14 protein-coding genes are annotated in these 14,809 nt (G+C 48.3%); 12 read left to right on the top strand and 2 right to left on the bottom strand.

The window, feature by feature from the left end; all coding sequences use genetic code 11:
- Positions 1 to 3: 3 nt before the first annotated feature.
- Positions 4 to 132, bottom strand: coding sequence for a hypothetical protein (locus FCL45_RS24865; protein ID WP_267314015.1), 129 nt, complete (start codon positions 130 to 132; stop codon positions 4 to 6).
- A gap of 672 nt (positions 133 to 804) precedes the next feature.
- Between FCL45_RS24865 and FCL45_RS09975 the strand changes: the two genes are divergently transcribed.
- The 6 genes from FCL45_RS09975 to FCL45_RS10000 all read left to right on the top strand — a co-directional run bounded on the left by FCL45_RS09975 (position 805) and on the right by FCL45_RS10000 (position 7,830).
- A complete protein-coding gene (locus FCL45_RS09975) occupies positions 805 to 1,341 on the top strand; it encodes a cysteine hydrolase family protein (RefSeq protein WP_136796286.1) in 537 nt (178 codons plus the stop codon).
- Between the two features lie 80 nt (positions 1,342 to 1,421).
- Entirely contained in the window at positions 1,422 to 2,597 is a 1,176-nt protein-coding gene (locus tag FCL45_RS09980) for a class-III pyridoxal-phosphate-dependent aminotransferase (RefSeq protein WP_136796287.1), read from the top strand.
- A 56-nt stretch (positions 2,598 to 2,653) separates the two neighbouring features.
- Positions 2,654 to 3,127 (top strand): ecotin, encoded by a 474-nt coding sequence (locus FCL45_RS09985; RefSeq protein WP_136796430.1) that lies wholly within the window; start codon positions 2,654 to 2,656, stop codon positions 3,125 to 3,127.
- Positions 3,128 to 3,369: 242 nt separating this feature from the next.
- On the top strand, positions 3,370 to 4,812 hold the full coding sequence (locus FCL45_RS09990; RefSeq protein ID WP_136796288.1) for an acetyl-CoA carboxylase biotin carboxylase subunit: 1,443 nt from the start codon (positions 3,370 to 3,372) through the stop codon (positions 4,810 to 4,812).
- Positions 4,813 to 4,867: 55 nt separating this feature from the next.
- Positions 4,868 to 6,775, top strand: a complete 1,908-nt coding sequence (locus FCL45_RS09995) for a biotin/lipoyl-containing protein (protein ID WP_136796289.1) — start codon at positions 4,868 to 4,870, stop codon at positions 6,773 to 6,775.
- Between the two features lie 350 nt (positions 6,776 to 7,125).
- Positions 7,126 to 7,830 carry a class I SAM-dependent methyltransferase gene (locus tag FCL45_RS10000; RefSeq protein ID WP_217907710.1) on the top strand — a complete coding sequence of 235 codons (705 nt, stop codon included), beginning with the start codon at positions 7,126 to 7,128 and terminating at the stop codon, positions 7,828 to 7,830.
- Positions 7,831 to 7,993: 163 nt separating this feature from the next.
- On the opposite strand, the gene FCL45_RS10005 is transcribed toward FCL45_RS10000, so the two are convergent.
- A complete protein-coding gene (locus tag FCL45_RS10005) occupies positions 7,994 to 8,389 on the bottom strand; it encodes a MerR family transcriptional regulator (RefSeq protein ID WP_136796290.1) in 396 nt (131 codons plus the stop codon).
- A 358-nt stretch (positions 8,390 to 8,747) separates the two neighbouring features.
- Between FCL45_RS10005 and FCL45_RS10010 the strand changes: the two genes are divergently transcribed.
- From FCL45_RS10010 to FCL45_RS10035, 6 genes are all read left to right on the top strand, one after another.
- The gene (locus FCL45_RS10010) at positions 8,748 to 9,893 is read left to right on the top strand and encodes an acyl-CoA dehydrogenase (RefSeq protein ID WP_136796291.1); all 1,146 of its coding nucleotides are present in this window, start codon (positions 8,748 to 8,750) and stop codon (positions 9,891 to 9,893) included.
- A 97-nt stretch (positions 9,894 to 9,990) separates the two neighbouring features.
- Positions 9,991 to 11,970, top strand: a complete 1,980-nt coding sequence (locus FCL45_RS10015) for a heterodisulfide reductase-related iron-sulfur binding cluster (RefSeq protein ID WP_136796292.1) — start codon at positions 9,991 to 9,993, stop codon at positions 11,968 to 11,970.
- A gap of 83 nt (positions 11,971 to 12,053) precedes the next feature.
- Positions 12,054 to 12,827 carry an electron transfer flavoprotein subunit beta/FixA family protein gene (locus tag FCL45_RS10020; protein WP_136796293.1) on the top strand — a complete coding sequence of 258 codons (774 nt, stop codon included), beginning with the start codon at positions 12,054 to 12,056 and terminating at the stop codon, positions 12,825 to 12,827.
- Positions 12,828 to 12,837: 10 nt separating this feature from the next.
- The gene (locus tag FCL45_RS10025; protein WP_136796294.1) at positions 12,838 to 13,752 is read left to right on the top strand and encodes an electron transfer flavoprotein subunit alpha/FixB family protein; all 915 of its coding nucleotides are present in this window, start codon (positions 12,838 to 12,840) and stop codon (positions 13,750 to 13,752) included.
- A 23-nt stretch (positions 13,753 to 13,775) separates the two neighbouring features.
- A complete protein-coding gene (locus tag FCL45_RS10030; protein WP_136796295.1) occupies positions 13,776 to 14,084 on the top strand; it encodes a hypothetical protein in 309 nt (102 codons plus the stop codon).
- A gap of 177 nt (positions 14,085 to 14,261) precedes the next feature.
- On the top strand, positions 14,262 to 14,663 hold the full coding sequence (locus FCL45_RS10035) for an acyl-CoA thioesterase (protein ID WP_136796296.1): 402 nt from the start codon (positions 14,262 to 14,264) through the stop codon (positions 14,661 to 14,663).
- Positions 14,664 to 14,809: the final 146 nt, after the last annotated feature.

Below are 14,809 nucleotides of genomic sequence, written 5' to 3' on the forward strand. Positions count from 1 at the left end.
GCTTCACGATTCTCCAGGCGCCTTCTCCTTGGCTACATGGAGACCTGTCTCATAAGCGGTATTGGCATAGATGAGTGTTCCTTCATCGTCTGAAATGCAGATAACTTCATATATGGCATTAAAATTGAGCATACGTAGCGTTGGATCATAGGAAAATTTCTGGGAACTGCTGTGCCGGCCTGCAAGGTGGATGTGCGGTTATTTATCGCGTGATGAATGGATTGTGGGGGCATACCTGGGACGGCGGCTACGTTCTGTCAAACTGCTAAAGTTTCTCCCCGAACGGCTTCCTATTCTAGCTTTGGCTGCGAAAAGTGCAACAGTATCGTCCACTCTGTCACCGTGAGAATAATAGTAACATCGATTTTCTGAATTTTTTATGTCGTGAAATGAAGTGATTAATCTATTTTTTATGCCAGGTGTTTTTTTTTGATTGCTGCTGTGGATGTGCTGAATAAACCGCCATAACAATGCAGTTCTGACCTGCTGGGGCAGTTCCATGAGGTCGATTCGGTATCAACTTGTATCGACTGCTGGTTGGGCAGTTGTCGTTTGAGCAACCTTTAGAACACCTTTTTCGTTGCAGAAGGTTGCAACGTGTTGCTTTGGCGATCGGTTGATGACAAATTCTGAGCGATATCGGGAATTGAGCTGTCGATCTTTTGCAGGGAAATGTGTAATATTCGATTCCACTCTGAAGTTGCACCCTTTGAGCCGGTCTGAACAGACGGCGCATTCCCGATGAAGAATAATGCTTGAGTTGTTCAATATTTGTTGGAATTCAACAATTCAAAGAGGTTTTATATGTCATTTGCAGTGCTGGTTATTGATGTTCAGAGTGGCCTGTTTGATCCGGAACCGAGACCATTTGAGGCTGATGTTGTGGTAAAAAACATTAACAGAGTTACTGCTGCTGCAAGATTGGTCGGTAAGCCCGTTATTTTCATACAGCATGAAAAGGCTGGTACCGTGCTGGAGTCTGGAGCAGATGGTTGGAAACTTCAGGCCAATCTGGAGATTGGTGATACCGATCACTACGTTCGGAAAACAACACCGGACTCATTCCAGGGCACAGATTTGCAACAGCTTCTGGCCGATTATGGTGTCGAGAGCCTGATTGTTTGCGGATATGCATCTGAGTTTTGTGTCGATACCACCGTTCGACGTGCTGCCGCTCTGGGTTTTTCGGTGCACATTGTAAAGGATGCACACACAACCCACGATAAAGAGCATATGGAAGCAGCCCGGATACGGGAACATCACAACAAAACGTTATGTAATATTCGAAGTTTTGGCCCTGAGATCAGAACTGTTTCAAGTGATGGGATTAGTTTCTCCTGATCTGGGTGAGAATAACTTAACGACATACTTCTGAAATAATTTCTGCTGCATTTCATTTAGGCTAAAGGTGGTGTGAGTCAATGAATCACGTACTAAACTGTACCGGGCATGAAATGAAAATGGATAATATCGTCAGGGCTGATGGTGTCTATCTCTTTGATGAAAATGGCAGACGGTACATGGACCTTGAGTCTGGTGTCTGGTGTATTTCTGTCGGCCACGGTAACAGGAAAATTATCGAAGCGGCAAAAGACCAGCTTGATTCGATCATGCACGCGGGGTTTTGTTACACCAGCAGTGTGATCGGAAAATCAGCCGGAAAACTACTTGACACTTGTGGCCTGGAAGATGGAAAATGTCTTTTTCTCTGTTCGGGGAGTGAGGCCATAGAAGTGGCACGGCAGGTTGCACGTCACCTGACCGGCAGGAAAGTATCGATGACCTTCCACGACGCCTATCTTGGTGCATACAGCTCCGCCACAGATCGAAGCCGGGACTGGTATCTGTTTGACTGGAGTTATTGCCGGCAGTGCAAAAAAAACGACACATGCGATACTGACTGTCCGTCACTTGGTGATATACCGGTTGAGGTTTCGGATTTTATTTTCGAGCCGGGCAGTTCCTCCGGTTTTGTCCGCTTTCCTCCTGAACCGCTGGTGCGGAATATAGTAGATAAAGTGCGGCAGAATGGGGGACGGATAATCGTCAATGAGGTGACGACCGGGGTAGGCCGTACCGGCCGCTGGTATGGTTACCAGCATTACAAGCTGGTGCCGGATATGATTGCGCTTGGTAAGGGGATAGGGAACGGTTATCCAGTTAGTGCTGCTCTGTTCAGTGGCGAAGTGGCACGGGAGTTGACCCGAAAGCCTTTTAAGTACTCGCAGTCACATCAGAATGACCCGCTTGGTGCTGCTATTGCCGGCCAGGTTGTGGCTGAGATTACAGAACGTGATCTTATTGCCGAAGCAGAGAAAAAAGGATTCCTGTTCCTTGCGCAGTTACAATCACTTGTCGATGGACAGATTGTACGGGCTGTTCGTGGAAGGGGTTTGATGTTTGCTATTGATCTGGTTGATGAAGGTCTGGCAGACAAAATTTACAACAGTCTTATAGTCAAGGGGTATATCATCGGTAATCGAGGTTCTACATTACGGATTGATCCGCCGCTTATAGTCAATGAGGCACAATTATCTGAATTTATTGATGAGTTCGGAAAAATCATAACACTAATAAAGAGCGCAGGCAGAAGTTGATGGTCGATTTTCCGGAGCCCTCATCCTCCGCAGGCGCATGAGGTGAGAGCATGAAAATGAAATTTTTTTTATTGACGAGTATATTAGCTTTGTTATTATCAACGTCTGCGCTTCACGCGGCGGACAACATGAAAGCCTTTCCCGAGGCTGAAGAAGGGCTGGTCCGCTATGTTTTGAACCTTCCCGCACAAGAAAATGAATCCCACTACCGCGTGGAGCTTATTGTAGGCAAAACCGTCCAAGTAGATACCCAGAATAAATACTTTTTTGGTGGTAAAATAGAGAGCGAGACCATTCAGGGGTGGGGTTATACCCGTTACCTGGTCAAAGAGTTCGGGCCGATGGCCGGTACGCTGATGGCTGTTGATCCGAACGCAGAAAAAACAGAGCGTTTTATTCCTATCGGTGGTGAACCGTTCATGATTCGCTACAACAGTCGTCTGCCAGTGGTAATTTATGTCCCTGAGGGTGTTGAAGTACGCTACCGGTACTGGGTTGCAGGTCCTGCTGCGGACGTGAATAACGGGTAATAGACGTTTTTTGCTAGCGTTGAAACAAATCAGTATAATGCACTTGTGGAGTCCTGTATTAGCTGCGGGTGCATTCCTGTCGTATTGTAATCCTGAACTCTAGGCTGTTTTCACAGAATTTTATCCAGGTAACAGCAGCGTATTAGGCGCATTACTTTCGCCCGCAGCAGATTCTCTCTGCTGTCGTTCTGCAGGCTAGTAGTTTCAGTCTCCTAATCATCCAATTACACTCGGGAAATGCTTTGAAGAAAAAAATTCTTGTTGCCAATCGAGGGGAAATTGCCATTCGACTGATTCGTGCGATCCAGGAGTTGGACTGCACCGCTGTCGCGGTATTTGAAAAACCTGATGAACGTTCCAGGCATATCCGTCTGGCTGATGAAGCTGTGCTGCTGGGAGATGGTCCCAGAAAAGATTATCTCGATATTGCCAAGGTGATCCAGGCAGCCAAGAGGACAGGAGCTGATGCGATTCATCCAGGCTATGGCTTTCTTGCGGAAAACCCTGAATTTGCCAAAGCCTGTGAAGCAGAGGGTATTGTCTTTATTGGTCCGTCATCGAAAGTGATTTCCGATCTGGGCAATAAAGTCATTGCCCGTCAGATCATGGCTGATGCCGGCATTCCGATGGTTCCCGGTACTGAAAACCTCTCCCATGGTGATGCCGGTGTCCAGGAGGCGAAGGCGTTTGGAGCCAGGTATGGGTATCCGGTTATGCTGAAGGCGACATCCGGCGGTGGCGGCAGGGGAATCCGGCTGATTGAAAATGAGTTCCAGTTAATTGAGCAGATTCCTGTGGCGCGTTCTGAAGCGCTGGCTGCGTTCAATGACGACTCAGTTTATCTCGAGAAGGTTGTGATTAATCCGAAGCATGTCGAGGTTCAGATCCTGGCCGATAAGGCTGGTAAGACTTTGCACCTTGGCACCCGCGACTGTTCTATCCAGCGTCGTAACCAGAAGCTGATCGAAATTGCTCCCTCACGTGTGGGCAACCCTGAGTTGCTTGAAAAGATCTGCCAGACTGCTGTCAAAGCTGCCAAAGCTGCAAACTATCTTAACGCTGGTACCGTTGAGTTTCTGATCGACAAGGATTTCAACTACTATTTCATGGAGATCAATACCCGAATCCAGGTTGAGCATACTGTAACCGAGATGGTTACTGGTATTGATATAGTAAGGAACCAGATAAAGCTTGCTTTTGGCTACGAACTCTCTTTCGGGCAGGAAGATGTGCAGATTCGCGGCCATGCCATCGAGGTGCGCATCAACGCCGAAGATCCGAAAAACAACTTTATGCCTGAGGGCGGCAAGAAAGTGAGCGTCTACCGTTCCACAGGTGGATTCGGGGTTCGCCTCGACGGTTTTGTCTATCAGGGCTATGAAATTCCAGAGGTTTACGATTCACTGCTGGTGAAAATGACAGTGCATGGTTTCACCTGGGATGAAACCGTTGAGCGTATGAAGCGTTGTCTCAAAAACTTTGCCATTGTCGGACCGAAGACCACCATTCCGTTTTACTTGAATGTTGTTGATGACCCGGATTTCATAAAGGGAGACTTCAATACCTCATATCTCGATACCCACCCGCATCTTTTCCACTATGAAGAAGAGGTGGGGGAAGCAGGCAAGCTCGCCAAACTGATCGCAGAGATTCATCACCGTGGTGAGAATCCGTTTGCATCGTAATTTTCCGTATCTTGATTTCGCTGATCATTAAAAAACGTGAGGATTTAAAATAATCATGGAAAGAATTATTCAGGGAACATCGGCGGGCGAGGTGCTGAAAAAACTTCGTGCGGCCAAGAGCTATTACATAACCAATACCGCCCGTGACATCTCTCAGTCCGATTTCAAAAATCGCATTCTCCTGCACACCGATTTACTGGCGGCGGAGCAGCGGGATAAGGCGGGATATTATTCACTGGAAATCACCGGTGGCGCTTCCGTCCATGTGGATATGCTTAAAAAACAGGTAAATCCATTTACCAAGCTGGAGCTGTTGCGGGAGAAGATGCCGAACACTATGTTTCAGACCCTTTGTCGGGGTGTGAACCTCTTTGGTTATCGGCCATATCCACAGAATGTAATTCGTTTTACTGTGCGGGAATTTGCCAAGTATGTGGATGTCTGGCGCGTGTTTGACTTCCTCAACCACGTACCCAATATGCAGGCAGTGCTGGAAGAGGTTGCTCTTGCAGGTAAAATCAGTGAGCCGTGTTTGTGTTTTTCAACCGGTGATGAGCATACCAATGCATTTTATCTGAATAAAGTACAGGAAATACTGGATGTTACCGGGCCGGAGGCAGTGCTCTGTATCAAGAATCATGGTGGTCTTGGCACCCCAAGAAGGATCGGAGAGCTGGTGGATGCGATCAAACAGCGTTTTCCTGATCTGGTTCTGCATTATCACGGTCACAATACCGATGGCAATGATGTGGGACGAATTGCCGAGGCGGTGATTAAAGGTGTGACCATTATCGATGCGGCCGACGCAGCTTTTACCGGTTTTTACGGCCCGCCACCGGTACTGACAGTTATTCAGGTGTTGAAAGAGCATGGCTTTGATCCTGTAGGTATTGATGAAGAGGCGGTGATTGCCACCTCTGATATCATTCGTGACGAGCGTCAGCATTATCAGCAGTTTGAATCTCAGATCAAAGGTTTTCAGCCGACAGTGCAGATCCATAAACTGCCTGGTGGTGCCATGGGCTCAAGCCTCGAGCAGGCTGTGAAGGGTGGATTCCTGAAAGAGATGCCTGAGATACTGCATAAGGAGCTGCCCAGAGTTCAAAAAGATCTCGGCAATTTCTGGTCGGTTACTCCGGGTTCCCAGATTCTCTGGACCACTGCGGTATCCAACGTGCTTGGCGGAGAGCGTTACGGCAATCCATCCGGCGACCTGAAGAACCTGCTGCTCGGCAAGTATGGTCCGTTTCCTTTCTACCAGCCGGCGGAGTGGATTTACGAGAAGGTCCTTGGTGAAGATTGGAAAGAGCAGCTCGCCAGTGAAGGTGGTGTGGATACAATTGCCGACATCGATCTTGCCGAGGAGAAGGCGGCCCTGCATGAAAAAATTGGCAAAGAACCCACTGATCGGCAGCTGGTACTCTATCTGCAGCATCCCGTCGACGCGGTGGATTTTTTCAAGTTTGAAGAAGAGTACGGCATGGCCTATGTGCTGCCGCCATCTATCTTTTACCGTCAGGGTGGTTTTGAAGTTGGTGACACCCTTTACTTTACTGACCTGGTAGGTAAAGAGCACATCGTTGAGATTGGTCCATCCCCAACGGTGGATACCGGTGAGACTGCGGTCTATATGAACGTTGACCATCATCCTATGGTGTATACCTTCCAGCCTGAGCGAAACGGTAGCGAAGCTGCAGCCCGCATACAGCTCAGCAAAGAGGAGATCATGGATCTGGCCATGGCGGGTGATGTGCGCGCTGGATTTGCCGGCAACCTTGTTGAGGTTACTGTCGCTGAGGGTGATCAGGTGAAACGTGGAGACAAGGTCGCCATCATGGAGGCGATGAAGATGCAGACTCCTCTGGTCAGCGAAATCGACGGTATCGTTACCGTCATTACCGCCAAGAACGGGGCGGCATTGCAGCCTGGCGACAAGATCCTGAAGATCGATTTTGACGAGTAAGGTATGTAGATTTATAGATCTATCGATCTGATACGATTGTTCTGTTACCCATTGACCCCAAAAGGCCTGAAAGAATTGAATTTCTTTCAGGCCTTTTTTGGTACTTTCAGTATCCAGGTGTATTGTTTCCCTTAGCTTTGTACTAATAAAAATATACACTAACGCTCAGCTCTAAAGAGTGAGGAGTAACAACATAAAGCTGAAAGGTCTTCTCCAAAAGCCGGTTGAATAATGATTCCGGTGACTGGTACGATTGCCAATTGGTCACAGCTCACGTTTATCTGATCACCTTTTCAAGCTGAAGAATTGAGGTAATCAGGTTAAAAAATACAAAGAAGACAACGCCGAATATGAAAAAAGCTCCAATGTATACCCGTTATGCCCGAGAATATGAGCGTGCTATAGAGGATAATATCTATAATGCCCGTTTCGAGCGGCCATCCCTGCTGTCGATGTTACCCGATGTGGCTGGCAAATCAGTCCTTGATCTTGGCTGTGGTCCCGGAGTTTACGCAGAAATACTATTGCAGCGCGGAGCAGAGGTTACCGCGGTAGATGCTTCCAGCGAGATGGTGGCACGGGTGAAAGAAAAGTTTGGCTCAAGAATAAAAACGTACATCCAGGATGTGAGTGAGGGGTTGCCGCAGGAAGCCGACTTTAGCCATGATCTTGTCATTTGTCCTTTGGCTGTTCACTATATTAAGGAGCTGGCGCCTCTTTTTCAGGAAATATATCGGGTGCTGAAGCATGATGGAACCTTTCTCTTTTCAACCCACCACCCGATGATGGATTTTCAGTCATCTCCTTCGGGGAATTATTTCAGAAGGGAACTCGTTACCGAGACCTGGGATACTATCGGCAATCCGGTCGATGTTCAGTTTTACAGGCGTTCCTTAACCGAATTGTTCGGTTCGATTACAGAGGCTGGGCTATATATCTCGAATTTCAGCGAGGGTATACCAGACAAGATGATCGAAGAGGTTTCTCCTGCGGATTACCAGCGCTTGTCAAAACTACCAACGTTCATGTTCATTGAGTGCAAAAAGAACAATTGATATCTTTGGCGACCAGGCTCGGTTGTGGTTGCTATAGTAACAAGCTGTTCAGGCGTTGATTACGACGCTGTATGGCTTCAGGATAACAGAAAACGAGGCACAGCCGTTTTGCCTGAGACAGTGGTGGGGACTGTCTGAGCAATTCATCGACTGCAAAAAAATGTTATCGGCTGTTTAACATTTCGGTTATTCGAACCCGATATTCAACAATATCATTGCGAAGTGAGGAGAGGCTTGCCATCTTCTCGTCTACCTTGGAGATATGTTGATCGAGGATTTCGATAAGCTTAGGAGTGATGGTGTTGAAGTTTTGCGCGTTGATGTCGAATATATCACTTAATTCCTGAATTTCTTTTAGAGATATTCCTAATTGCTTGAGCTTGAGAATAAACTTAAGTCTCAGCACGTCATCCTGGTTGTAGGTCCTGGTGCCACCGCCCAACCGTTCACTCGAACCCATAAGTCCGATCTCTTCGTAATACCGTATTGTTCTGGTGGTGATATTCAGCCGTTTGGCTAACTCACCGATCTGTACAAACGGTTCATTTTTACTGGACATTTTTTTAACCTCATAAAACTACAAAATTACCCTTGGATAATCGGGCATTTTTCATAAGTGTGGCTGATACCTGGTGAAAGGTTCACCCCGTTCTGAAACAACCTTATCAGGAATAAATTTAGTTGAAGCAACTCTTGGGATTTACCTTTACGTAATTTTTCAGAACAAGTTAGCATAGGGGATGAAGTGGTGTCAAATAAAAATAGTTAATTAGATGGTTTTGTAAAGATTGTGTGTGTAAAGCGATGTCCGCTCGATGTGAAAAATTCTTGACCTTTACGTAAACAAGGGATATATAAGGGGGAATATTTCTGCATGATTTCACTTATTGCTCAGGTTATCAACTGGAGAGTGGTTTATGATCTTTGAACTAACGGAAGAACAGGCGCTTATTCGCAGCATGGTACGGGAATTTGCAGAAAAAGAAGTTGCACCTTCTGCAGGTGAGCGCGATGAAAATGAGCGTTTTGACCGGGAACTGATGTTTGATCGGCTGGCAGAGTTGGGCCTGACGGGCATCGTATTTCCTGAAGAATATGGCGGCGCCGGCGCCGATTACATCAGTTATGCAATTGCTGTGGAAGAGCTTTCGAGGGTGTGCGCATCCACTGGTGTGACACTTTCGGCCCATCTTTCCCTGGGAGCCAACCCCATATTTCTGTTCGGTTCCGAGCAGCAGAAGCAGAAGTATCTGGCTCCTCTTGCTTCCGGTGAGAAAATGGGTGCTTTCGGGTTGACAGAGCCTGGGGCGGGATCGGATGCCGGTGGTACCAAAACCGTGGCCAGTCTCGATGGCGAGGAATGGGTAATCAATGGTTCAAAGATTTTTATAACCAACGGCGGCGATGCCGATACCTATGTGGTTTTTGCCCGGACAGACAAAGAGGCTGAAAAACATCATGGCATAAGTGCTTTTATCATTGAGAAAGGCACCCCGGGGTTTAGTTTTGGCAAAAAAGAGCAGAAGATGGGGATCCGCTCCTCACCTACGTTGGAGCTGGTCTTTGAAGATTGCCGTATCCCCAGGGAAAACCTGCTTGGTGAAGAAGGACAAGGTTTTCGGGTGGCGATGAAGACCCTTGATGGCGGGAGAATTGGTATTGCCTCCCAGGCATTGGGCATTGCCCAGGGCGCACTGGATGCCGCTGTGGACTATGCGCGGGAACGCAAACAGTTTAATAGCTCCATAGCCAGTTTTCAGGGCATTCAGTTTCAACTTGCAGATATGGCTACCCAGGTGGAGTCAGCGCGTTTGCTGGTTTATAACGCTGCCTATCGGGCGAGTAATGGCCTCGGCTACTCTCAACAGTCGGCGATGGCAAAGCTGATGGCCAGTGAAACCGCAATGAAGGTGAGTACACAGGCTGTTCAGATTTTTGGTGGTTACGGCTATACCAGGGAGTTTCCGGTAGAGCGCATGATGCGCGATGCCAAGATCACCGAGATCTATGAAGGAACCAGTGAGGTGCAGAGAATCGTAATCGGTTCCGCTCTCACCAGATAGTAAACGAGTGGGCTTTATATGCAGTAAAAGGGCGTGGGCGAGGACGCCTGTTTTTGAGGCACGAGTGTAAGTACAAAAGAGTTCAATGGAGAGAGCGATGGAATTTACCCGTGAGATTTATTGGAACGTGGGGCATGGCGCTGCAACCCTTGTCCCTATGTATCTTCTAGTAGTCGTTGCTGTAGGTGTTGTTGTATGGGCTTTTCGAAAAAAACTGGATGTGTACAGGCAGGGGCTGCCGCTGGAACGAACGGATCAGCTCGGTAGCCGGATAGGCGCAATGCTGAACAATGCCATCTTCCAGAAAAAAGTAACCCAGGTGAAGATTCCTGGTCTATTCCACGGCATATTCTTCTGGGGCTGGTTTCTGCTGCTTATAGGAACCACGCTTATCGTTATTCAGGCGGATTTCACAGACCTGCTTTTCGGTTATAAATTTCTGGTCGGCAATTTCTATAAAATCTTTTCAGTTACTCTGGATATCGCCGGACTCGCTTCAATTGTTTTTTTGAGCGCTCTCTTTGTCCGGCGGTATTTTTTTAGACCTGAAGGACTCGAGACCAAAAGAGACGATGCCATTATGCACGGGCTGATGACCATCATCCTGCTTACCGGCTTCGTAATTGAAGGTAGCCGCATGGCCGTCACCGAGCTAGGAACGCCGGTCGCGCTCTGGTCTCCCGTAGGTTATCTGCTGGCGCAGTCTGTAGCCTGGATGGGTGAAGACAGCCTGCGGCTTATCCATAAACTTACCTGGTGGTTTCATCTGCTGCTGGTGATGGGCTTTATTGCTCTTATTCCATTCACCAAGTTTCGTCATATACTTACTACCAGCGCGAATTACATTTTTGCAGACAGGGGCCCGAAAGGAAAGCTTCGTTCCCTCGATCTTGAGGACGAGGATGCTGAAACCTTTGGTGCAACTTCTGTAAAGGAGCTGACCTGGAAAGATATCTTCGATGCCGACGCCTGCACCCTGTGCAAGCGCTGTCAGGATCGCTGTCCGGCCTGGAATACCGAGAAACCTTTGTCACCCATGAAAGTGGTCAATCAGATCGGCGAGGTAGCCTACAACGATCCCGAGGCGAATCTGATAGAGACCCTCAGCCGGGACGTTCTCTGGTCATGTACCACCTGTCGGGCCTGTCAGGAAATCTGCCCGGCTTCCATCGAGCATGTGAGCAAGATTGTCGACGTTCGTCGCTCCATGGTGCTTATGGAGGGTGAGTTCCCTGATGATGCGACCATGGCAGCCATGGAGGCAACCGAGGTCAATGGTAACCCGCTGGGACTGGGCTATGCCTCCCGTGGTGATTGGGCGGCTGAGCTTGGGGTGAAGACCCTGGCTGAAGATCCGGAAGTTGATGTACTCTACTTTGTCGGTTGTTACGCTTCATTTGATAAACGCAATATCGCAGTGGCCAGGAGCTTCATTCAACTCTGTGAGGCTGCAGGCGTGAAAGTGGGAATCCTCGGCAAGGAAGAGAAGTGCTGCGGTGAGCCGATGCGTAAGATGGGCAACGAATACCTTTACCAGAGTCTTGCCATGGAGAATGTTGAGCTGATCAATGGCTATGGTGTCAAGAAAATCGTTACAACATGCCCGCATTGTTACAACACTCTGGAAAAGGATTACCGTGACTTTGAGCTTGAAGCTGAAGTGGAAAGTTACACTGTATTCCTCGAGCGACTGTTGAAAACAGGCCGCCTCAAGCTCAAAGCCGAAGGGCTGGATTGCACCTATCATGACTCCTGCTATCTTGGCCGTCACAACGATATCTACGATGCGCCTCGTGCGCTTATTGAAGCCGCTGGCGGGACCATCAGAGAGATGGAGAAAAGCAGGGCTGAAGGGTTCTGTTGCAGTGCCGGTGGCGGGCGTATCATGGCCGAGGAGAAGATAGGCGAAAGGATAAGTGTCAAGCGGGTGAATATGGCAGTAGAGACAGGTGCGCCGACGCTTTTGTCAAACTGTCCTTTCTGTCTGACAATGTTTGAAGATGGTGTGAAGGGGGCAGAGGCCGAAGATAAACTGAGACCTCGTGACATCGCCGAGTTGCTTGCTGAGAGATTGTAATTGCGGTTGTAGTAAAGCAGCTCGGGCACTAGGCTTGAATTGAACAAAGCTGAAAAAAGCGAATCGTTATCGGAGGATGGAGAATGAACATTCTGGTATGCATTAAGCAGGTTCCCGACATGGAATCAAAGTTTAAAGTTGCCGCGAACGGTACCTGGTATGACAATCAGGATCTGGCCTGGCGGATGAATGAATATGATGAATATGCAGTTGAACAGGCGGTTCAGCTGAAAGAGCAGGTCAAGGATGCTGACCTCACCGTGCTGTGCATCGGCTCGGACAAGGTCAAGGAGACCATGAAGAAGGCGCTGGCAATGGGCTGTGATCGTGGCGCCCATATCGACGACGCTGATTCCTGGGCCAAGGAGCCTTTCGAAATAGCCGGAATTATATCTGAATACGCCAAGGATAAAAGCTTTGACGTCATTTTTACCGGTATGCAGTCCCAGGACCGCGGCAGTGGTCAGGTCGGCGTACTGGTGGCAGAGATGCTTGGTATTGCCAGTGTCTCAACCATCGTGGATTTCGCTTTTGATGATGGCACAATCAAGGCCAAGCGTGAACTTGAGGGTGGAATCAAGGCCAATGTTACGGTTCAGGTTCCGGCCCTGGTGACCTGTCAGCTTGGCTTGAACACCCCACGCTACCCTACCTTGCCTAATATCATGAAGGCCAAGAAAAAGGAGTTGCTTACTATTCCGGTTGCAGATGTGCTGAAGGTGGATGCACGTATGGAGACTTCTGCCATGTACTTCCCTGAGAAGAAGGGCGGCGGACTGGTGCTGGAAGGTGAGGCAGGTGATCTGGCTGACAAGCTGATTTCGATTCTCAAAGAAAAAACAAGTGTCCTGAAGTAGGAGGGGAATCATGAAAATAGTATTGATCGCGGAATACAGGGATGGACAGATGCTCTCAGGCTACACCGAGTTGCTCGGCTTTGCCGAGACCATGGGAGCAGAAACAGTGATGTTTGTTGCCGGCAGTGATGCTGTTTTACCAGCCTATGACGGCAAACTTTATCTGGCAGATGCTGCTGTCTGTGGCGAATATAATCCTGATTTGCATAAGCAGATGATCCTGGATGTTGTTGCCAAAGAACAACCTGATATGGTTGCTTTTTGTCACTCATCTTATGGCTGGGATCTCGCCCCACGAGTGGCCTTTGGCATGAAGGCTGCCCAGGTCTCTGAAGTGGTTGAGGTAAAAGACGGAGCCATGGTCGCTCCCGCCTGCAACTCCAAGCTGCGCCGTACTGTAACTTGCAAGACCGGGCAGACAGTGGTGACCCTGCAGGCAGGCGCATTTGCCCCGGTTGAGGGCGGTGGTACTCCAGAGGTTGAGAAAATTGCCGTTGACGGTCAGGGACGAGTGGTCTTTGAGGGGTATGAGGAAGCTGAGGCCGGTGGCGTTGATCTGAGTAAAGCCGAAGTCATTGTCAGTGCCGGCCGTGGTATTGGCAAACCGGAAAATGTCGCGATGATATCTGCTCTGGCTAAAGCACTCGGTGGGGAATATGGCGCAAGCCGTCCGGTTGTCGATTCTGAATGGGTTGAACATAACCGCCAGGTCGGCACCACCGGACAGACGGTTGCACCCAAGCTCTATCTCGCCTGCGGTATTTCAGGTGCTATTCAGCATCTGGCCGGTATGAAGAAGTCTGAGTTTGTGGTTGCCGTGAATACCGACAAAGATGCACCCATTGGTGAGGTGGCAGACGTGCTGATAGTAGCCGATCTGTTGCAGTTTGTACCCGCGCTGACTGAAAAAGTTCAGGCGCTCTAATTGCCATAGGGAGGAATCTGAAAATGTTGGATGATACATTCAGCCAGATGGCTGAGTCCTTCGTCAAGGATGCGGTCGATGGGCAGAAGAGCTTCTATTTCTCTTTAGCTGATGTGAAAAAGACTGTGGTGGTGAGTGGTTCTGAATGTACCATCACCGAGGGTAAAACTGTAGAGCAGGCTGATTGCGTTTGTAAGACCAGCCCTGAGTTTTTTCTGCGGATCTGGGATGATGGCTATCGACCAGGAATGGCGGATTTTATGAAGGGCACGATCAAGTCGAATGATCCTTCTCTGCTGCAAACCTTTCTGAAATGTTTCGGTAAAGAGTAGGCTGAGAATCAGCACACCACGGTACCGTTTCGAAGGGATGGGAACTTAGGTGGCGACGGAGTTGCCGTGGTGTGTGTTGTGCAAAGTGTTGAAATTGTAAATCTCAGTTGTGTTGAGTGTGCCTATCTTATAGGTGGTGATTTCATAATGTTTGTTAGACAGGGATAGGGGAATTACATGGATGCTCTGACGGAAATTAAAGTACGTGGATATCATGCAGACTTTTACGGTCATGTTAATAACGCCAGGTACCTTGAGTTTTTTGAGGAAGATCGCTGGGCCAGGCTTGAATCCCATATAGATCTTATGAAATGGGCTGCCCGGGGGTTAGGTTTTCTGGTCGTGAATATTAACGTAAACTACCGAAAGGCTGTACAGGTCGGCCACACAGTTGTGGTTACCACTGGAATAGAGCAGGTCAATCAGAAGAGTGCGGTGCTGAAACAGGAGATACAATTCAAAGGATCCAGCGAGGTTGCGGCCGATGCGATGATCACTTTTGTGATAATTGACTCGAGTGGTAAGGCGGTTCCCCTTGAGGGAGAAATTCTTGAAGAATTACAGATGTTAGGACAATAGGTATAAATAATTGAATTTCTACAGTATAAATAATTGTCCTGAATGAAATATCTTGACGAATCAACAGGTTTTACAACTTTTTAAGCTCTATTTATAGTTGACATTTGTGTAATTTATATTAGACAAATGAGAATATGACGATTTGC

It is taken from the genome of Desulfosediminicola ganghwensis (assembly GCF_005116675.2).
Taxonomy (GTDB): domain Bacteria; phylum Desulfobacterota; class Desulfobulbia; order Desulfobulbales; family Desulfocapsaceae; genus Desulfopila; species Desulfopila ganghwensis.